The organism is Teredinibacter turnerae T7901 (assembly GCF_000023025.1).
GTDB lineage: Bacteria > Pseudomonadota > Gammaproteobacteria > Pseudomonadales > Cellvibrionaceae > Teredinibacter > Teredinibacter turnerae_B.
The window spans coordinates 5,161,594-5,179,914 of sequence record NC_012997.1; the positions used below are offsets into that span (position 1 = coordinate 5,161,594).

The 18,321-nt window shown below is 50.8% G+C and carries 23 protein-coding genes; 2 read left to right on the top strand and 21 right to left on the bottom strand.

The features are described 5' to 3' along the window. Window positions 1-218: 218 nt before the first annotated feature. A complete protein-coding gene (locus TERTU_RS20865) occupies window positions 219-695 on the bottom strand; it encodes a hypothetical protein (RefSeq protein WP_015818655.1) in 477 nt (158 codons plus the stop codon). Next, window positions 695-1,054, bottom strand: coding sequence for a winged helix-turn-helix transcriptional regulator (locus TERTU_RS20870; RefSeq protein WP_015819217.1), 360 nt, complete (start codon window positions 1,052-1,054; stop codon window positions 695-697). Before TERTU_RS20870 ends, TERTU_RS20865 begins: the two co-directional genes overlap by 1 nt. Before the next feature lie 117 nt (window positions 1,055-1,171). On the opposite strand from TERTU_RS20870, the gene TERTU_RS20875 reads away from it, so the two are divergent. Next, entirely contained in the window at window positions 1,172-1,408 is a 237-nt protein-coding gene (locus TERTU_RS20875) for a thioredoxin domain-containing protein (RefSeq protein WP_041590377.1), read from the top strand. A 79-nt stretch (window positions 1,409-1,487) separates the two neighbouring features. Here TERTU_RS20875 and TERTU_RS20880 read toward each other — a convergent pair whose 3' ends face one another. From TERTU_RS20880 to TERTU_RS20895, 5 genes are all read right to left on the bottom strand, one after another. Continuing rightward, window positions 1,488-2,213, bottom strand: coding sequence for a hypothetical protein (locus TERTU_RS20880; protein ID WP_015818541.1), 726 nt, complete (start codon window positions 2,211-2,213; stop codon window positions 1,488-1,490). Continuing rightward, window positions 2,213-2,734, bottom strand: a complete 522-nt coding sequence (locus TERTU_RS22310; RefSeq protein WP_228378217.1) for a hypothetical protein — start codon at window positions 2,732-2,734, stop codon at window positions 2,213-2,215. Before TERTU_RS22310 ends, TERTU_RS20880 begins: the two co-directional genes overlap by 1 nt. Then, window positions 2,727-3,362, bottom strand: a complete 636-nt coding sequence (locus TERTU_RS22315) for a hypothetical protein (protein ID WP_015818328.1) — start codon at window positions 3,360-3,362, stop codon at window positions 2,727-2,729. The genes TERTU_RS22310 and TERTU_RS22315 overlap by 8 nt, the downstream gene beginning before the upstream one ends. A gap of 572 nt (window positions 3,363-3,934) precedes the next feature. After that, window positions 3,935-4,357 carry a DUF3465 domain-containing protein gene (locus tag TERTU_RS20890; RefSeq protein ID WP_015819103.1) on the bottom strand — a complete coding sequence of 141 codons (423 nt, stop codon included), beginning with the start codon at window positions 4,355-4,357 and terminating at the stop codon, window positions 3,935-3,937. Between the two features lie 45 nt (window positions 4,358-4,402). Then, the gene (locus tag TERTU_RS20895; protein ID WP_015819551.1) at window positions 4,403-5,257 is read right to left on the bottom strand and encodes a DMT family transporter; all 855 of its coding nucleotides are present in this window, start codon (window positions 5,255-5,257) and stop codon (window positions 4,403-4,405) included. 252 nt (window positions 5,258-5,509) lie between these two features. Between TERTU_RS20895 and TERTU_RS20900 the strand changes: the two genes are divergently transcribed. Further along, entirely contained in the window at window positions 5,510-6,967 is a 1,458-nt protein-coding gene (locus TERTU_RS20900; protein ID WP_015817861.1) for a hypothetical protein, read from the top strand. Between the two features lie 208 nt (window positions 6,968-7,175). Here the strand turns inward: TERTU_RS20900 and TERTU_RS20905 are convergent, their stop codons facing one another. The 14 genes from TERTU_RS20905 to rsmG all read right to left on the bottom strand — a co-directional run bounded on the left by TERTU_RS20905 (window position 7,176) and on the right by rsmG (window position 18,191). Beyond that, window positions 7,176-7,487, bottom strand: coding sequence for a DUF6795 domain-containing protein (locus TERTU_RS20905; RefSeq protein WP_015817074.1), 312 nt, complete (start codon window positions 7,485-7,487; stop codon window positions 7,176-7,178). 223 nt (window positions 7,488-7,710) lie between these two features. Then, window positions 7,711-8,136 (bottom strand): F0F1 ATP synthase subunit epsilon, encoded by a 426-nt coding sequence (locus TERTU_RS20910; RefSeq protein ID WP_015817728.1) that lies wholly within the window; start codon window positions 8,134-8,136, stop codon window positions 7,711-7,713. Window positions 8,137-8,191: 55 nt separating this feature from the next. After that, a complete protein-coding gene (gene atpD / locus TERTU_RS20915; protein ID WP_015820740.1) occupies window positions 8,192-9,604 on the bottom strand; it encodes a F0F1 ATP synthase subunit beta in 1,413 nt (470 codons plus the stop codon). Window positions 9,605-9,731: 127 nt separating this feature from the next. Then, entirely contained in the window at window positions 9,732-10,592 is an 861-nt protein-coding gene (atpG, locus tag TERTU_RS20920) for a F0F1 ATP synthase subunit gamma (RefSeq protein WP_015820268.1), read from the bottom strand. A 24-nt stretch (window positions 10,593-10,616) separates the two neighbouring features. Continuing rightward, window positions 10,617-12,158, bottom strand: coding sequence for a F0F1 ATP synthase subunit alpha (atpA, locus tag TERTU_RS20925; protein WP_015818902.1), 1,542 nt, complete (start codon window positions 12,156-12,158; stop codon window positions 10,617-10,619). Between the two features lie 60 nt (window positions 12,159-12,218). After that, complete coding sequence (locus TERTU_RS20930; RefSeq protein WP_015819367.1) at window positions 12,219-12,755, bottom strand: F0F1 ATP synthase subunit delta; 537 nt, start codon at window positions 12,753-12,755, stop codon at window positions 12,219-12,221. A gap of 12 nt (window positions 12,756-12,767) precedes the next feature. After that, complete coding sequence (locus tag TERTU_RS20935; RefSeq protein ID WP_015818589.1) at window positions 12,768-13,238, bottom strand: F0F1 ATP synthase subunit B; 471 nt, start codon at window positions 13,236-13,238, stop codon at window positions 12,768-12,770. 40 nt (window positions 13,239-13,278) lie between these two features. Then, a complete protein-coding gene (gene atpE, locus TERTU_RS20940; protein ID WP_015817989.1) occupies window positions 13,279-13,527 on the bottom strand; it encodes a F0F1 ATP synthase subunit C in 249 nt (82 codons plus the stop codon). A gap of 79 nt (window positions 13,528-13,606) precedes the next feature. After that, a complete protein-coding gene (atpB, locus tag TERTU_RS20945; protein WP_015817394.1) occupies window positions 13,607-14,542 on the bottom strand; it encodes a F0F1 ATP synthase subunit A in 936 nt (311 codons plus the stop codon). Between the two features lie 56 nt (window positions 14,543-14,598). Further along, window positions 14,599-14,964 carry an ATP synthase subunit I gene (locus TERTU_RS20950; protein ID WP_015819709.1) on the bottom strand — a complete coding sequence of 122 codons (366 nt, stop codon included), beginning with the start codon at window positions 14,962-14,964 and terminating at the stop codon, window positions 14,599-14,601. 456 nt (window positions 14,965-15,420) lie between these two features. After that, window positions 15,421-15,570, bottom strand: a complete 150-nt coding sequence (locus TERTU_RS22085) for a hypothetical protein (protein ID WP_015818602.1) — start codon at window positions 15,568-15,570, stop codon at window positions 15,421-15,423. Between the two features lie 200 nt (window positions 15,571-15,770). After that, window positions 15,771-16,691 (bottom strand): ParB/RepB/Spo0J family partition protein, encoded by a 921-nt coding sequence (locus tag TERTU_RS20955; protein ID WP_015816778.1) that lies wholly within the window; start codon window positions 16,689-16,691, stop codon window positions 15,771-15,773. A 45-nt stretch (window positions 16,692-16,736) separates the two neighbouring features. Beyond that, entirely contained in the window at window positions 16,737-17,531 is a 795-nt protein-coding gene (locus tag TERTU_RS20960) for a ParA family protein (protein ID WP_015818393.1), read from the bottom strand. Between the two features lie 24 nt (window positions 17,532-17,555). Next, entirely contained in the window at window positions 17,556-18,191 is a 636-nt protein-coding gene (gene rsmG / locus TERTU_RS20965; protein WP_015820005.1) for a 16S rRNA (guanine(527)-N(7))-methyltransferase RsmG, read from the bottom strand. Window positions 18,192-18,321 lie beyond the last annotated feature (130 nt).

Below are 18,321 nucleotides of genomic sequence, written 5' to 3' on the forward strand. Positions count from 1 at the left end.
AACAGACGGCAAGTGGCGTGTTTTATTGATTATCTTTTTCGCTCAGCTTGCTGCGAAGCACTTTAGTACAAGTGCCGCTTAAAAAATAAGACATAGTTCATAAATTACCACTAGGATAGAAAGCTGCGTGCCGAATATTTTTTGTATTGGATTACACCCTATTCCATATAGCACCTACTAATCTACTGTTTAGCACTAATGTAAATTCCGCCACTTACCTATTGTTCTGCGCCTGTACGCCCTTTGGGCAAGTCTTCCGCCGTGGTGGAATTTATTGCTTTGCTTTCTTCTGCAGTATCGTATTGCTCCATACCTAAACCTGCAATCGGCTCAGAGTTGATCCGCTCAATTTTTACAATATGCTCGATACGAAAAACCAGTTCACCGGTGCTTTCGGCGTCTGCAAACTTGTGAATAATATCGTCATCCCAATATTTCACATGTTTCAATAAGATAAACCCCTGCTGCAAACTATTGGATGCTATCGCCTCGTACAGAGTACGCGATACGCTACCGTAATAGTAATAGGTGTCCATTCCGTTATCGTCTTCGACGACATTAAACTGCGCAAACACCCAAACTCGATCTTTGTCGGCAACAGTACTCGCCGCCTGTATTTCACTTTTAAGATCGCAACCCGGCAGCGTAAAAAAGCAAGTAAATAATGCTGTTAACAGTAAAATCTGTTTTCTCATTAGGACCCTATTTTATTTTCGCTGGTTTTGGATTCGCTAAGTTGTTCATCCAACAATTGAATTTGCTCCACAATTAGCGCCAGTTTTTCGCCGGATTTCGTCATGGTGTATTCGGTTCGCGGGGGAACCTCAGGGTAAACCTGCTTGCGGAGTAGTCCATAAGCCGTTAGTTTGCGAAGCCGCTCAGAGAGTACTTTTTTGGAAATGCCTTCGATAGTTTGCTCTAACAAACCAGGTCGATTCACCCCTTGGCGGACAGCAACTAAAACTGATACTGACCATTTACAACCCACTACATCCTCTAGCTTGCGGTAAACCGTTGGTGTGCGAGCCGATTGTTTTTTCTCGTTATTTTTCATAAATTTACACCAAAAAGTGCCTAGGTCACCGTTTTGTGCCGACTATTCTGCCCGGGCCTAAAGCGCTATTGTTCTCTTGTGCACGCGACTTCCAAACCACAATTATGGAGAACAATGATGAAATTAAAAGCCGTTTTTTACCATGCCGGTTGTCCGGTCTGTATCGCCGCTGAGGATAAACTGGCCGAAGCCATTGATGCCACACGCTACGATGTGGAGATTGTACATTTAGGCGATTCCAAATCGCGTATAAAAGAGGCGGAGGAAGCGGGAATCAAGTCTGTCCCAGCAGTCCTGCTGGAAGGGACAGCGTTTCATATAAACTTTGGTGCCAACCTCTCTGATCTCTCGTAAACAAAGCCAATCAAACGTACCTCCCCGATGCGGGAGGTACGCATTTTTATCGGAAAAATTGTTAGCTGGAATCAGCTAGCTACGGTTTTTCAAGTTGCTCAATAATCGCTTTGGCTTCTGCTGAGTATTCGATTGTCAAATTCTCTAAGAAGTCGTCGAAAAGCTGCTCTTTAAATTTCAACAGAAATTCATCGGTGTATTGTTGGGCGATGTCTTCGTATTTCCATGGGTAGAGCGAAAGTTCTATTTCCAAAGTGTAAGTTCGACCTAATGAAAAAAATGCGCATGTGGAGGGGTGTTTTTGACCTTTTATCACCATTAATTCTGCCCTAATTCCACCAATTTTATATCCATCAATCTTTTGAAAAAGGAAGTTATTTTCGAGCGTTGGATAGTAACTAATATCTGATGAGACATCCTCACTGTACAACTCGGATATTTCGCTCAACGTAACACTATAAAATTGATTAAAATCAACACTAAATAGTGACTTCACTTCTGATTCGATATTACGAACCACCTCTACCGAAAAGAACATATCGGCGGTATTCAAGTGAGTCTCTTCGTGATAAACCTGCCAACTTTGTGCAACGAGTGATTTTGAAAGATGTCCGATCTCACCCCGCTCTCGCCACTCATTTCGGTCGAAAGCTGTAAAATCAGTTTTCACAGACACTCTATTAGCTCTGCCTACCTCCGTGGGTAAAGCTAATACTCTAAAACTTAGATCAGCATCGTCAAACCTAAAAGTGACGAAATCTCCTCCACTAAAAACGGGGCCAACAAAACCTTCAGGTAGTTCCATCAACAACCTCCATGTACTTGCATGAGCACTTCTACCATGGTTTTACCTGCTCCTCTCAACATATTGGGCTGATCGGCCGCTCTCGAAGCGTTTCCAGTTCTTCCTAGCGCGGAAATCTGCTCTTTAAGATACCTGCGTGTTATCCGCTCGTAACCAAAGGGTACCGGTAGTTTATCCAGCTGCTCCAAGATATCTGTTTTGTGTATTGTTAGGGTAAGCAGGGCGCCTTTATCACTGTTGTACCCTATGAATTCACCGTCCATTTTTGCATTCTTGCTATTAAGTTTTCGTAACAGATCCCCGAGCCTACCCCTGGCATTAATAAACTTAAAAGACTGATTTTCGAGTGAAGCTGAAACCGAATTTAGCGCGTGTTGTAAAAGACCGGCGCCATTACCTTCGACATACCATACGACCCTATTATTTTTATTCTCGCTTAATAAACGAGCTAATTCTTTAGACAGCGCGATAGCCTCTTTACCAAGCCGGCTATCCTTGGCAATGCGAAACTGATTAGCCACATTTCGAGGTATATAAAAAGACTGCAGGATTAGTGAGATTCGTATTGTAGGTCGCTTCGTCAAAGGCATCGCGTGGCGTTTTACTGGATCCTGTCAAAAAAACGTGTCGATTTTTCATATCAACAGCTCTGGATTTTTCGAAGCGACTACGACGACCCACGCCTTGGTTATCATATAGCCCTCCCTCGTGATCCGATGTACCAACCACCTGCACCTCCGAAATATACACCGTCGGCACCCTGTCTCCAGGCTGCTGATTAATATGGTAATAAATCCGCGCATTGCGGGTGGTAAGCACACGTTCGCGCCGCATGTGCTGGTCTTCCATCATCGCGCGTTGCAGTTTGCGAGCCCGGTTTAGTTGTTCACGGTGTCGCGCAGAGTCCCGGGGGCAGTCCAATGGCCCCATCGCGGGCTTAGGCAGGCTATCGGTCGCCATTTTCGCGCGCAGACTCTCGATATCTCGGATTATGGTTTGGCCTTCGTTGGTGTTTGGATTTATTGCACAAAACAAATCAACAAACAGGTTGGTATGAATTTTTACGGGTTTACCTGATGCGCCGCGGGTGAGCGGGGAAAAGTAGATATAACCGCCGATATCGTCAATATGACGTGGTGAAAGCGCCATGCTCATGCTCCTTGAATATTGGTTTAACAGCAAACAAGGAGCCTTAACAATCTACGAATCTTCGGTTATGCAAATTAATGCATATTTATACGTATGCTTGGAAAACTGCAACCGTATAAACAATATCGATAACAACGTCTACAGCAACGTTTAAAGCGGACCGAGATTATCTTAACTTTCGCTTCCCTGAGCTGAATCTTTTCCTTTAAGTGTCGTACCACGTTTGGAGCGATCCAAACGCCGACGAAAATTACCATATTTAGTCGCATTGTGCATAACGCGTTACAGCGCAAATTAAAAAATTATGGGGTTATTTGGCAAGCATTTGCTTACGGTATGACACAGCCAGTTGGCTGGATATTGATGAGGAATATTGAGAGGAGCAGTTGCTGTAAATAAAGCTAATACTATTAACCCGGCGGCAGTTTATGCCGGGTTGATAGGCGGTGCAGGGACGCACCGCCATGAACTGAAAGTTCATACGAGCCCTAAAAAGCCAGGGTTTTCGCACAAAGCCGCCGGGTTAATAGTTGGACTAGAGTTTTCAAGTGAAGTGCAATAAATAGTTCGGGTCACTGGTAAGTCATGCCCCCGTGGCGAATCCAGCCAGCCACATGTGCTCCCCGAGGGTCCCGATGAGTCCAGTGAATAACTCCGCCCTTGATATTCCACTCATACTCACCGTAAAACTCTACCTCATCACCTTCAGATAACTCGGTGATCCTAGGAGCCAGATCAATATTATGCGCAATCAGAAGCGTCTGCCCGCTCTTCAACCGCACAATAAATCTCTGGTGTCTGCTGCCAAGATTATCATCGTCAAGAATTTTGATCACCACACCTTCTCCGCCCACTTGCACAGATTTGTGTTCCTGGGTCTTATAAAGGCGGCCCAATTCATGGTCATTGGCGTTAGCGGGCAACCATGAGATTACCCCCAAAAGGAGCAGGTATCGGCCGATACGCAAAGCAGGACAGATTATGGCGACAATCACGGCTGCACTCCGAAACAGTTGAAGTATGGGGTATTGTAGTCGCTGCTAACCGCGACTATGGGCGATACTCGCAAAGATAACTCCGCCGCCCATCACTAATATGCCCAGTAAGTGGTAGCCGGAAAGTTGTTCAGCAAAGAGAAATACGCCCCAAATAATGGTAATCGGCGCCTGCATCAGGCTCATTGAGCTCACCAGTGCCGCCGGTGCGTTGCGGTAAGCTTCGGTGAGTGCCAGTTGGGCCAGGGTTCCCGCGATCCCCATCAACAACAAGATTCCCCATTCATTGGCTGTCGGCTGCTGGTAAGAAAACCCCATCCAAACGCCAGTAATGAGCGATGCGGTTACCGAAAACGAGAGCACGATACTGTTATTGTTGTGGTTGGACGCCGCCGACCGAATAGCAACAAATACCGCGCCAGCGCACAAGGTTCCCAGCAATCCAATTCCAAAATCGGCCAGATTGTACCGGTGAACAGCGACGTCACCACTGAATTCACTCAGCCACACTGGCGTAAAAATAATGGTCAGCCCGAACAGGGCAACACCCAGCCAAAGTAAGGTCGCCAGGCCCAGACGTTCTTTCAAAAATACGCGGGCGACCACATAGGTCACAACCGGCGTGCACCACACCAAAATCCCGGACACGGATAAAGGCAAATGTTGTGTCGCGTGAAAAAAGCACAACAGGCCGCCTGTCCCCAATACGCCGCGTATTAAAAGCGGTTTGCGCGGCGCAGGGAAGAAGGCCCCGCGTGACTGCATTATCATGGCCGCAACAATGATAGTTGGAATAATAGAACGGAAAAATCCCAGCTCTGCCAAAGGGAGCTGAGTACTGATTTTACGAACACACACCGCCATTACAGAGAAACAAAGGCACGCGAGTAGCACGAACACAGCAGCATAAAGAGGCCGGTCGTGGCGAAAGTTGGAAGTCGAAATAGTCGGTCACACAGATAGGAGAGGGCTTAGGACAACAATTTTAAGGGATAGATGTGACTCTTTCCAGATAGGTGCCATTTCCCTGCCCACTGGTCGACCTGAGTATTACCATCGCCAATACCAGGCCAGTTTCCGTCGGTAATTCATTGCTGGTTCGTTTTGGTTTTATTAAGGTGTCACTTTTAAATGGATAAGTGATAAAAACTCATGCTGAGTACCTATTTTGCCCGCCAGGTTACGACCCTGATTTTATTTTCCACCCTATTTCTGACCTACCAGGTGGCCGCTGCCGACAAGCCTGCCACTCATGCTCAGGCGGCTCAAAATACACCAAGCGCCGAAAACCTCGTTATTGGCCAACTGCTATTGAGCAATGACCCTGGAGAGGTGGCGTTCGCAGGTGAACTGATGGAGTTTGCAGAACAAATTGATCAGCGCATCAGCGATGTTGCCGCTGCGGTGTTGTATCAACACTACGAGCATACCCTGCCGCAATGGTTCAATATGACCTATGCGCTTGCCCGCGGCATTGGAAGCACCCACAACGCACGCTATTTGCCGTTTCTGCAAAATGTTCTGCAAAACAGCGAACTACGCCACCTAAAAAATCTTTCGAAACACGCGATTGCCCGTATCAAAGGCGATACCCGGGTGCTTGGCACGACACTTTCGCCCGAATCCATCGATCTCGCCGACATTCACCACTGGCTCAAAGCACAACGCCAAACGGCACCAGGCGCAGCTCTGGAAAGTGTCGCTGTAGGTGACGATCTGGAAGCGGTGTTCGCTAAACTGGGTTCACCCGCAACTCTTGGTCTGTATGATCACTTTCTTACCAAGACTGACTTGGCAAAACAACGCTACAAAGAATTATTCTTGAACTATCCGTACCTTGGAGAAGTTCGACTCTCACGGGCAAACCCGGAAAGTCCTCTCAGGGTGCACAAGGTAGTTGAAGCTTTCCATATACCGGAAGGCCAACGCATAACCACGCAAAGCGGTACCGACTACGAAACAGTTGTTGCTTATTTCGCCGCGCAAATGGCATCGGGCGTGTACCTGACCCAGCGAGATGCCTATAAACAATTGCAGTGGTCAGGTTTAACCGACGCCCGTATCTACGACCCTTTGCAGCAGGAAATCGAAAAAAGGTTGCCCGCTATGAACGACAAGCAGGATGTAGATGAAGTGGCCTGGCTCATTAAATTTCTCGCAATTAGCGGCAATTACCGCTACCTGACGTTCATGCAAACCATCGCTAACGACACTAGAAACGATAAAATACTCCAGCACACGCGCATCGGCATCGCTAACCTGCATGTCTATGTGACCTGGAATAAGGTACTCAACCGCAATTTGCAACTGGCGCCTGCAGGGCAGTTACAGGCACTGCGCGTATACAACATGCTGTCCGGGCCTTACCTGCCGCTCCAGGCAAATGGCGCGAAAAAGTTGGTCCAAGAGAATATAGTGAACCCGCAAATCACTGAATTGGCCTTTTCACTACTCAATCAGTACGGCATGACTGCCGATAATCGCGATCAAGTGAATCTCACCATCTGGCTCGCACGCTACCTGGTGGCACATGGCGGGGAAGAGGGCATTGCGCTGGTAAAACAACTAAAAGAAAGCTCGGTGTCCAAAAAAGTGCGTAAATCGGTGTAAGTATCTAGGTGATGGCCGGTTCAAGAACCGACCACCACTATCAATAATAGCTTAGTGAATCTGCCGAATGGCCCTCTGCGCCAGTTTTACACACCTTCCTGGTTGTACATCCATGTTGGTCGTCACTCCACTATCGGCATATGATTCCAATTGCACTAGTTCCAATTGCACGTAGAACCGCACAATCCACCACTACTTTCGATCCGTGTCATGTCATTTGCGAGTTCAGACACCAAACCGCTGGCCGCCGCTCAAACTCGCTGTCGATACCCTTGTCCATTTTGCTGGAAAACCAGAACTGATCGCGTTCGCCATCGACAATGGCATACAAATCGGTTTTCGCCACGAACTGCACCAGAGCCGGAATCTCAAGCGTCTCTTCGTGCGCAGGCAGGTCGAAGTACCCGTTTTCGTCCGAATAAAACGCCTGCTCGACTCCGTCTTCATTACTGTTCCAGCGAAGCCGACGGAGGATTTTTGATGAATAACATAGGCGATCCCTCTGAAGTGGTGTCCGCACCGCACGCCACTAGGGCGAGTGCTGACGCAATTATCAAGATTAGAGAATAGAGCCTGGCGGGAGTGTAAAAGTACACGGGGTAGCACGATCCTTTATGCATGTGTCAGGCATTTAGCTTACGGTGCCTGTTGAAAACGTGAATCCGATAAATTGAATGTTGCTAAAGGTTGCATAAAAAAGGCAGCCAATGGGCTGCCTTTTAGGTTGGATAGCGCGCGGGAAATTAACGTGCGCGCTTGCGAATTGCTTGTAGCGTGCGCAGTTGCGCGGCAGCTTCGGCGAGGCGGGCGGCGGCTTTGGAGTAGTCTATGCCGTCGCCAGTCTGGCTGGCCAGTGCTTCTTCGGCTTCTTTTTTGGCCGCTTCGGCGGAGGCTTCATCCATGTCGTCGGCGCGCAGGGCCGTGTCGGCCAGCACATTGATGCTTTCTGGCTGAACTTCGAGATAGCCCCCGGAAACGTAAAAAATTTCTTCGTCCCCGCTCTGTTTTTTCACACGTACCGGGCCAGGCTTGAGCGCGGAAAGAAACGGTGCGTGACCGTAACCGATGCCCACATCACCTTCGGTCGCGGCAGCCACCAGCAGCTCCACCAGGCCAGAGAAGATTTCCTGCTCGGCGCTGACGATATTGCAATGTATGGTTAATGCCATTGTGTTTGCCTATTGGTCATCAAGCGAAGCTCCGCCATAGCGGAGCAATCGGTTGTTACGCTGCTTTGCCGGCGATTTTCGCCGCTTTTTCAACAGCTTCGTCGATGGTGCCTACCATGTAGAACGCCTGCTCTGGCAGATGGTCGAAATCACCCGCCAACAAGCCTTTAAAGCCTGCGATGGTGTCTTTCAGAGGCACGTATTTACCGGGAGCACCGGTGAATACTTCCGCAACATGGAAAGGCTGCGACAAGAAGCGCTCAATTTTACGTGCGCGGTTTACTGTCTGCTTGTCTTCTTCGCTGAGTTCATCCATACCCAAAATGGCAATGATGTCCTTCAGCTCTTTGTAGCGCTGCAATACTGACTGTACGCCACGGGCGACGTCATAGTGCTCTGCACCGATTACCAGTGGGTCCAGCTGACGTGAGGTGGAATCCAGAGGATCAATTGCCGGGTAAATACCTTTCGCAGCAATATCACGACTCAGTACAACAGTCGAATCCAAGTGCGCGAAGGTGGTGGCTGGTGACGGGTCAGTCAAGTCATCCGCAGGTACGTAAACTGCCTGAACCGAGGTAATAGAACCGGTTTTGGTAGAGGTAATACGCTCCTGAAGCACACCCATTTCTTCTGCCAGTGTAGGCTGGTAGCCCACCGCAGATGGCATACGACCCAGCAGTGCCGATACTTCGGTTCCCGCCAGGGTGTAGCGGTAGATGTTGTCGATAAACAGCAGTACATCGCGGCCTTCATCACGGAATTTTTCCGCCATGGTCAAGCCCGTTAGCGCTACACGCAGACGGTTGCCGGGCGGCTCGTTCATCTGGCCGTAAACCATCGCCACTTTTGATTCTTTGAAGTTCTCGACGTTAACAACGCCGGACTCCTGCATTTCGTGGTAGAAGTCGTTACCTTCACGGGTACGCTCACCCACACCGGCGAACACCGACAAACCTGAGTGCTCCAACGCGATGTTGTTGATGAGCTCCATCATGTTTACGGTTTTACCCACACCGGCACCACCGAACAGGCCCACTTTACCGCCCTTCGCAAACGGGCAAACCAGGTCGATAACTTTAACGCCGGTTTCCAGCAGGTCGGTAGTGGATGACAATTCGTCGTAAGCGGGTGCTTTACGGTGAATAGGCATACGCTCTTGTTCGCCGATAGGGCCACACTCGTCGATGGGGTTGCCCAGTACATCCATGATGCGACCCAGAGTTTCATTACCTACAGGTACTGAAACAGGCGCGCCTGTGCCGGTCACTTCCAGATTGCGGCTCAGACCTTCGGAGCTACCCATGGCGATGCAACGAACGATGCCGTCACCCAGTTGTTGTTGCACTTCGAGGGTGAGACCTTTGCTCTCCACCTTCAGTGCGTCGTATACAGCTGGGACGGAATCCCGTGGAAATTCCACGTCGATAACCGCTCCAATGATCTGTACGATACGTCCGCTACTCATCTTCGCTTCCTCGTATAATCTCTAAAATTTCAAAATCTGTCTGCTTGAGCGAAGTGCTTAACGCACGGTTCTGCTTCGCTCGTTGGGCCAGTCAGGGCGCAGGCCCCCTCTGGCACTTGGGCAACATCTAAACTGCTGCTGCACCACCCACAATTTCAGAAAGTTCCTGGGTGATTGCCGCCTGGCGGGCCTTGTTGTAGGCCAACTGCAGTTCGTTGATCAGGTTGCCGGCATTATCGGTTGCACTCTTCATCGCAATCATGCGCGCCGCCTGTTCGCAGGCACCATTTTCCACAACCGCCTGAAAAACCTGAGATTCGATATAGCGAACCATCAGACCATCCAGCAATTCTTTCGCATCGGGCTCATAGAGATAGTCCCAGCTGCGTTTGTGGATGGCGCCATCTTCCGGCTTGAGCGGCAGTAAGCGCTCAACTTTCGGGGTTTGCGTCATGGTGTTGACGAAATCGTTACTGCACACGTAAAGGCGGTCGATCTTGCCGTCGGCGAAGGCATCCAACATCACCTTAACGCTGCCGATCAGGCTGGTGATGGAGGGTTGCTCGCCGATATCGCGCAGGCTGGCAACGATATTGGCACCAACACTTTTGAAGAAAGCAGTGCCTTTGGCGCCCACCATACAAAAGTCAGTTTCAATACCTTTGTCCGCCCACTCTTTACTGTGGCGCAGTACAGCTTTAAACAGGTTGACGTTCAGACCGCCACACAGGCCGCGATCGGTGGACACCACGATGTAACCCACACGCTTTACTTCACGCTCGGTGATGTAAAGGTGCTGATATTCCAGGTTGCCCGCAGCAATATGGCCCACCACCTCGCGCATGCGACGGGCGTACGGTTTGCCGACTTCCATACGGTCCTGCGCTTTGCGCATTTTGGACGCGGCCACCATCTCCATCGCACTGGTGATTTTCTGAGTGTTTTTGATACTACCGATTTTGGTACGTATCTCTTTTCCGCTCGCCATTGTTAATGTCCCGAAGCTTGTGAATTACCAGGTTTGGGTAGCTTTGAAGTTCTCCAGAGCACCTTTCAGTTTGCCAGCGATATCATCGCTGTACGCACCGGTATTCATTTCGGCCATCAACTCGGCGTGGCTGCTGTTCATATAGCTGAGCAGGGAAGATTCAAACGCGCCCATTTTGGCCACTTCAACATCTTCCAGGAAGCCTTCGTTCGCGGCGTAAACCACAACGGCCATCTCGGCAACAGACTGCGGCGAGTACTGCTTCTGCTTCATCAGCTCGGTTACGCGTTGACCGTGATTCAACTGCGCTTTCGTGGCTTCGTCGAGGTCAGAGGCAAACTGCGCAAAAGCCGCCAGTTCGCGGTACTGCGCCAGTGCGGTACGAATACCACCGGAGAGCTTTTTGATCACCTTGGTCTGTGCGGAACCACCCACACGGGATACCGAGATACCGGCGTTCATCGCCGGGCGGATGCCCGCGTTAAACAAGTCGGATTCCAGGAAGATCTGGCCGTCGGTAATCGAGATCACGTTGGTCGGTACGAAGGCCGATACGTCACCCGCCTGGGTTTCGATAATTGGCAGGGCAGTCAAAGAACCGGTTTGGCCTTTCACTTCGCCATTGGTGTATTTTTCCACGTGGGCAGCGTTTACCCGTGCCGCGCGCTCAAGCAGACGTGAGTGCAAGTAGAATACGTCACCAGGGTAGGCTTCACGGCCCGGTGGACGACGCAGCAACAGCGAGATCTGGCGGTAAGCCCAGGCCTGTTTGGTCAGGTCATCGTAAATAATCAGACAGTCTTCGCCGCGATCGCGGTAGTACTCGCCCATGGTGCAGCCAGCAAACGGTGCCAGAAACTGCATGGAAGCGGGGTCGGACGCTGTAGCCGCAACCACGATGGTGTGGTCCATTGCGCCGTGTTCTTCCAGCTTGCGTACTACGGAAGCAATAGATGACGCCTTCTGGCCAATCGCCACGTAAATACACTTAATGCCGGTGCCTTTCTGGTTGATGATGGCATCAACGGCAATGGCGGTTTTACCCGTCTGGCGGTCACCGATGATCAGCTCACGCTGGCCGCGGCCAATTGGAACCATGGTATCAACCGCTTTCAGACCGATTTGTACTGGCTGGTCAACCGATTGACGGGCAATAACACCAGGCGCGATTTTTTCGATCGCATCGGTGGCTTTGGCGTCGATCGGGCCTTTGCCGTCGATCGGGTTACCCAGAGCATCCACCACGCGGCCTTGCAGTTCCGGGCCTACCGGTACTTCCAGAATGCGGCCGGTACACTTGCAGGTTTGGCCTTCAGCCACGCCCTGATAGTCGCCCAGAATAACCGCACCGACAGAGTCGCGCTCCAGGTTGAGGGCGATGCCGTAAACACCGCCTTCAAATTCGATCATCTCACCGTACATCACCTCGGCGAGACCGTGGATACGAATAATACCGTCGGTTACGGAAACCACGGTACCTTCGTTTTGCGCTTCAGTGGTCACCGACAAATTGTCGATGCGCGCCTTAATAATTTCACTGATTTCAGAAGGATTCAGCTGTTGCATACTGTTGTTCCCTACCTGTATTTAGGGGTTATGTTCTGTTCGCTTCGCGCACTGCCAGTATTAGTGACTCATGGTTTCGGCAAGCTTGGCCAGTCGACCGCGCACCGAACCGTCAATCACGGTATCGCCAGCGCGAATAATCGCACCGCCAAGCAGCGAGGGGTCGATAGCCGTTTGCAGCGACACCTTGCGATCGAGCTTTTCGGTCAGGCTGGTGGCCAATTTGGCCAGCACTGCGTCGTCAATGTCGTAAGCTGTTTGCAGCTCGACGTCGACCGCTTTTTCCTGATTGGCTTTGTAAAGCTCGAACAGTTGCGATACCTGCGGAAAAAGTGGCAGGCGATTGTTGTCTGCGAGAACACGAATAAAATTTTTCTGCGCTTCGTTCAGCGTGTCACCACACAAGTCGATAAACGCCGCTGCTTTTTGTACAGCGGTTAAGCTCGGGGAGGAAAGCAGTGCTTTCACCTTGCTATCGCGTGTGATGGCAGCGGCTTCTACCAACGCATCGGACCACGACTGCAATGCAGATGCATCGCGGGCCGCTTCAAAAGCGGCTTTGGCGTAGGGACGAGCGAGAGTAATGGGTTCTGCCATGATCAGCTCCGGTTATAGCTCCGCGGCTAGTTTATCGAGCATGCTGTTGTGCTTGCTGGCATCGATAGATTCGCCGAGAACTTTTTCAGCACCGGCAATCGCCAACACGGCCACCTGACTGCGCAATTCTTCGCGCGCCTGACTGACCTGACGCTCAACTTCGGCCTGGGCTTGCGCATTGATGCGCTCCGCTTCAGCACGAGCTTGCTCTTTGGCTTCTTCTACCAGCTGGGTCGCACGCTTGTTTGCCTGGTCGATAATGGCTGCAGCCTGTTGCTTGGCTTCGTGGAGCTGGCTGGTCGCCTTTTTCTGCGCCAGTTCCAGGTCTTTGTCAGCGCGGTCTGCAGCTAACAAGCCATCTTCAATTCGCTGTTCACGCGCTTCCATGGCGCTGATCAACAGCGGCCACACGAACTTCATAGTGAAAATTACGAACGCAATGAAGGTGAGCGATTGACCAATCAGCGTTAGGTTGATATTCACACCAACACCTCTTTAGTTAGTTAAATGATAGGGGTGTGGATTACTGACCCATGTTAGGCGCAATACCGAAGATCAACAGCATGGCAACACCAACGCCGATCATGGGTACGGCGTCCAACAGACCCGCCATCAAAAACATTTTTACCTGCAGTGCCGGGCCTTGCTCTGGTTGACGTGCAGACGCTTCCAGCAGTTTGCCACCCAAAGTACCGAAACCGATAGCTGTACCCAGTGCGCCGAAACCGATTAACAGAGCTGCCGCGATGTAAACTAAAGCTTGTGCTTCCATTGTATTCTCCTAAAAGTTTTGAGATTAAAGTTTGTTAAAAGAGTAAGTAATAGACTAAAAATTCGTTGCGTCAGGGGACTCAGTGCTCATCGTGGCGGTCGTGCGCCATCGCCATATACACAGTGGTCAGCACCATGAATACAAAAGCCTGAATCAAAATCACCAAAATATGGAGCACGGCCCACCCAAATTGCAAAATACCACCGAGGAAGCCAAACAGCAGGCCGACACTGAACAGGGTAGCAATCAGGATAAATATCATTTCACCCGCATAGAGGTTGCCGAATAGTCGCAAGCCGAGAGAAATTGGTTTGGCAATCAGGGCAACAGTTTCCAGGATGAAGTTGAACGGTATCAGGATCAGATTGAAATACCAAAACTTGCGCGGCGCGAAGAAGGGGTGGCACGTTAGCTCTTTAATGAAGCCCCACAGACCTTTTTGTTGCACACTAAAGAACAGCATCAATATAAATACGGTAACCGCCATCCCGAGAGTGGCGTTGGGGTCAGTGGTTGGCACCACTTTAAAGAACAGGTGTTCGTTGCCGCTTACTATCTGAGCTGCCATTGGCAACCAGTCTACCGGGATCAAATCCATCAGGTTCATCATAAACACCCAACTGAACACGGTAATCGCCATGGGTGCAACCAGACGGTTTTTGTGGTGGAACACATCCTTCACCACGCCATTGATACCCTCTACCAAAAATTCGATGAAACTCGCCATACCACGCGGTGTGTCGGTGGTGGCTTTAACCGCAACTCGACGCATAAAAAAGCCAACCACCAGCGCCAGGAAAATACCCCAGCCCAGCGTATCGACGTGAACCGCGTTAAAGCCCATTGCTGCAGCTTCTTCGGCGGTATGCGCCATTGTCCAGGTATCATGCTCCAGTACATGCACTTCGCCATCGGCGTGATGGCGCGCATAACCGGCCGGCAACTTGCCGTAGGTCATGTTTTGCAAGTGGTGCGTTATATAGTCCGTGATGGTGAGCGTTTCACTACTGGCCATGGGCTGTTGTTTCACCTTTCATAAGTCATTTGAATTCTGTATGGGCTTTGACTCTGTCAAAGCCAGCGGCGGCCCAGGTGTGCTGACAGCCCCCACTGAAAAATAATTAAGCTGCAAAAACCTGCAAACAGAGCGGGATAGCTCAATGGCATAACAAATCGGAACACCAGAGCAAAACCCACGACAACCAACGCAAATTTTCCAGACTCTCCCCGTTTAAAGGATTTGTTGATCAACGCAGTATCTCTTGCGCCGCGGTAACGAAAGGCATACAGGGTAAAGTAGGCGTTGGGAATGGCGTACACCAGCGCACCCAGAGCGAAGGAGTAGGCTTCCACAATGCCCAGCAGTAACAGTACGCAACTGACCGGCAACACAAAACCCAGCTGGGCGAGTATTCCTGCCAAAGCTGGCGATTTCATAATCTACCTTCTGCTTTTCCGTAACTTGTTCCCACCATGAGGAACTAAATTACGGGCGTTCGGTCTTAACCGATCATCGACTGTTTTAGTTCTGCTTCGGACTCCAGCCTCATGCCAACAACCCGCACTAACTTGCGCAATACACCCCGGGCAGACGCCCGCCATCTTCGGCATTGAGGGGGTTCAGGAATGTTGGTCGTGCGCTAACGGCCCGAGATTTTCTGTGCAAATCCCCCATTTTTCTGTGCGCCTGAACGAGGCGAAATGCTGTCGGGATTTGCGTCTTTACACCAGTTATACCCAGATGAACAAAAATCCACCGTATTAAAGGGCGGGGAGGATTATAGGGAGTCTGTGGTGCTTGATCAAGCGCAAGAGTCTACTAATAATTGCTGTAAATGTATGCATTGTTGCTTAATTTGCGCGGAGTTTACGATCGAAATATCCCCACCAAAATTAAGCACTTTCGCTACCAGGCGCATTAGGTAACATCAAATGGGTGCAGGTCGCGCCATTTATTTCTTCTATTTTTGCCTCAAAATCTGACCCTTTATGCAATTTAGAGCGCCATTTTAGCGCACCAACATTCACCCACTGAATAGCCAAAATCTGCCTCCAGGTACCTGAAGTTCCAGTTAGCCGTGTGTACACAGACCACCGCTTGGCCCTGATAACTCACCGATAAACGGTGGTATTTTCCGGGGAAAGAACAAGTAAAAAAATAGAGAATTAAACTGATATGCCCCTCGCACCCAGCTGGCGAACGCCAGCTAAACGGTGTCTGGCAATGTGGGGTGAGAAGCTACTTAGTGCTCGTACCCCAAATGCGCCAAAATACCGTCCAGCTCGTCCAGGCTGTTGTATTTCAACACCAGTTTACCTTTGCCTTTAGCGCTGTGTTGAACCATCACTGGCACGCCCACCTTTTCGCCGAGTGCTTCCTCTAGCTTTTTAATATCCGGGTCGACGGTTGCGGCATCCGACCCGTCGCTGGCGTCTTCCTGTTGGGTCCGCCTTGCCAGGGCTTCCGCCTGACGCACGGATAACCCTTTCGCAACGATTTGTCTGGCCACCCGTTTTTGGGCACCTTCTTCCAGTGTCAGCAGGCAGCGGGCATGCCCCATTTCCAGATCGCCGTGTTCCAGCATTTTGCTGACTTCAGTGGTGAGGTTTAGAAGGCGCATGAGGTTGGTAACAGCCGCGCGTGATTTGCCCACCGCATCGGCAACTTCCTGTTGAGTGAGCTCGAATTCGTCCTGAAAGCGCTTGAGTGCCATGGCCTCTTCGACCGGGTTGAGATCTTCACGCTGAATGTTTTCGATCAGCGCCAAAGCAATGGCGGTTTCATCGGGAACATCGCGGACAACGGCGGGAATTGTATCCAGGCCCGCTTGCTGCGTCGCTCGCCAACGGCGTTCACCCGCAATAATTTCGTAGCGATTGTCGGCGATAGGGCGCACCACAATCGGTTGCATTACACCCTGCGCTTTAATGGACTCTGCCAGCTCTTCCAACGCTTCTGGATGCATGTCGCGCCGTGGCTGGTACTTACCGCGCTGCAGAAACTCAACCGGAAGTTCTTTCAAGGTACCGTCGCGGCTGGTTTCCGGTGATGTGATTTGCGCCGCCATCTCGGTGACGGTCTTCGGGCTGTCGCCAGTCGCGGCAGCGCCGGCACTTCCCAGCAACGCGTCCAGGCCACGGCCCAGTCCCTTACGTTTTGCCATGTGTGTTCTTCAAACCTCTAAATTCTTGCGATTGTGCCCACTAGTCTAGACAGCAGCGGGCACTTCTGGTGCTTTGGGATCGTTGCGACGAATAATTTCGCCAGCGAGCGCAATATAGGAGAGCGCACCTTTCGACTGCTTGTCGTAAGCAATTACAGGCAACCCGAAGCTTGGCGCTTCGGCCAGGCGCACATTGCGAGGCACGCAGGTGCGGTACAAACGGTCGCCAAAATGGCTGTGCAGCTGCTGGGAAACGTCGCCAGTCAGGCTGTTGCGCGGATCGTACATGGTGCGCAATATACCTTCGATTTTAAGCGACGGATTGAGTACCGACTGAATGGTGGTAATGGTATCCACGAGTGCAGACAACCCCTCGAGTGCGTAGTACTCGCACTGCATTGGAATGATTACGCCCTGGCACGCAGTCAAGGCGTTAACCGTGAGCATGTTCAACGACGGCGGGCAGTCGATCAATACATAGTCATAGGGCGCAGTCAGTTCAGCCAGCGCCTTGTGGAGGCGGTATTCTTTTTTCTCCAGCGACAACATCTCCACTTCTGCCGCGGTGAGATCGCCGTTGGAAGGCAGCACATCATAGTGGCCCTCGGGGGAGCGCTGCACCGTGTTTTCGATGCGGGTTAACCCCATCAGCACATCGTACACGGTAAATTCCTGCGCGTTTTTGTCCACGCCGCTGCCCATGGTCGCATTGCCTTGCGGGTCCAGATCAACCAGCAGCACGCGCTTGCGGGTCGCCGCCAGGGAAGCCGCAAGATTCACGCAGGTGGTGGTTTTGCCCACACCGCCTTTCTGGTTAGCAATTGCGTAGATTTTGCCCACGATAAGTCCTACAAGACATTGATATTATTGAGCGTTTTCCATTCCCAATACGATCAGGCAACGCTCGCCTGTTACACCGGGTACCTGGAGGGGGAAATTGTGCTCGAAGATATAGTGTTTTTTCAGTTCACTCAACTCATGTTCAGGAAAAACCCCTTTCATAGCCCAAAAATGGCCACCAGGTTTGAGCAAATGGTGGCAATAGTCGGTCATATCCTGCAATGACGCGAAAGCTCGGCTGATCACACCGTCGTAGAGTTCATCCGGCTCAAAGCTTTCGACGCGTCGGTTTTCCACCTGCACATTGTGCAACCCGAGCGCCTGCTTTACCTGAAACAAGAAACGGGTTTTTTTACCAGCAGAATCCAACAGCGTGAAATGCCGTTCCGGAAAAGTAATTGCCAAGGGAATGCCGGGCAGACCGCCACCGGTGCCCACGTCGATAAAACGTTCGCCGGTGAGGTGTTCAGCAACACTCAAGCTATCGAGCAAATGCTTGCTGACCATTTCCTGAGGATCGCGAATAGCCGACAGGTTATACGTTTTGTTCCACTTAATAAAAAGCTCGAGGTATGCGCCCAGGCGAACGCGCTGGTCGTCAGAAAATTCCACAGGAAAGTGGGCGAGGGCGGCTTGCAGTTGCTGTAGATAATCGGGCACGGGCGGGCAGACGGTAGAAAAGCCCTAATTATAACGGTAAAGGCACAGCAGGTGCATAAATGCTTACTTTCAAGCGTTAACAGGCAATCTGGTTTGATGAACGCCAAAAGGCGAAAGGCCGGATTCGCTA

What these genes read in the sequence shown, in the direction of transcription:
- TERTU_RS20865 (WP_015818655.1), bottom strand. Translation starts at nt 695, where the DNA reads ATGAGAAAACAGATTTTACTGTTAACAGCATTATTTACTTGCTTTTTT.
- TERTU_RS20870 (WP_015819217.1), bottom strand. Translation starts at nt 1,054, where the DNA reads ATGAAAAATAACGAGAAAAAACAATCGGCTCGCACACCAACGGTTTAC.
- TERTU_RS20875 (WP_041590377.1), top strand. Translation starts at nt 1,172, where the DNA reads ATGAAATTAAAAGCCGTTTTTTACCATGCCGGTTGTCCGGTCTGTATC.
- TERTU_RS20880 (WP_015818541.1), bottom strand. Translation starts at nt 2,213, where the DNA reads ATGGAACTACCTGAAGGTTTTGTTGGCCCCGTTTTTAGTGGAGGAGAT.
- TERTU_RS22315 (WP_015818328.1), bottom strand. Translation starts at nt 3,362, where the DNA reads ATGGCGCTTTCACCACGTCATATTGACGATATCGGCGGTTATATCTAC.
- TERTU_RS20900 (WP_015817861.1), top strand. Translation starts at nt 5,510, where the DNA reads ATGCTGAGTACCTATTTTGCCCGCCAGGTTACGACCCTGATTTTATTT.
- TERTU_RS20910 (WP_015817728.1), bottom strand. Translation starts at nt 8,136, where the DNA reads ATGGCATTAACCATACATTGCAATATCGTCAGCGCCGAGCAGGAAATC.
- atpD (WP_015820740.1), bottom strand. Translation starts at nt 9,604, where the DNA reads ATGAGTAGCGGACGTATCGTACAGATCATTGGAGCGGTTATCGACGTG.
- atpG (WP_015820268.1), bottom strand. Translation starts at nt 10,592, where the DNA reads ATGGCGAGCGGAAAAGAGATACGTACCAAAATCGGTAGTATCAAAAAC.
- atpA (WP_015818902.1), bottom strand. Translation starts at nt 12,158, where the DNA reads ATGCAACAGCTGAATCCTTCTGAAATCAGTGAAATTATTAAGGCGCGC.
- TERTU_RS20930 (WP_015819367.1), bottom strand. Translation starts at nt 12,755, where the DNA reads ATGGCAGAACCCATTACTCTCGCTCGTCCCTACGCCAAAGCCGCTTTT.
- atpE (WP_015817989.1), bottom strand. Translation starts at nt 13,527, where the DNA reads ATGGAAGCACAAGCTTTAGTTTACATCGCGGCAGCTCTGTTAATCGGT.
- atpB (WP_015817394.1), bottom strand. Translation starts at nt 14,542, where the DNA reads ATGGCCAGTAGTGAAACGCTCACCATCACGGACTATATAACGCACCAC.
- TERTU_RS20950 (WP_015819709.1), bottom strand. Translation starts at nt 14,964, where the DNA reads ATGAAATCGCCAGCTTTGGCAGGAATACTCGCCCAGCTGGGTTTTGTG.
- TERTU_RS20955 (WP_015816778.1), bottom strand. Translation starts at nt 16,691, where the DNA reads ATGGCAAAACGTAAGGGACTGGGCCGTGGCCTGGACGCGTTGCTGGGA.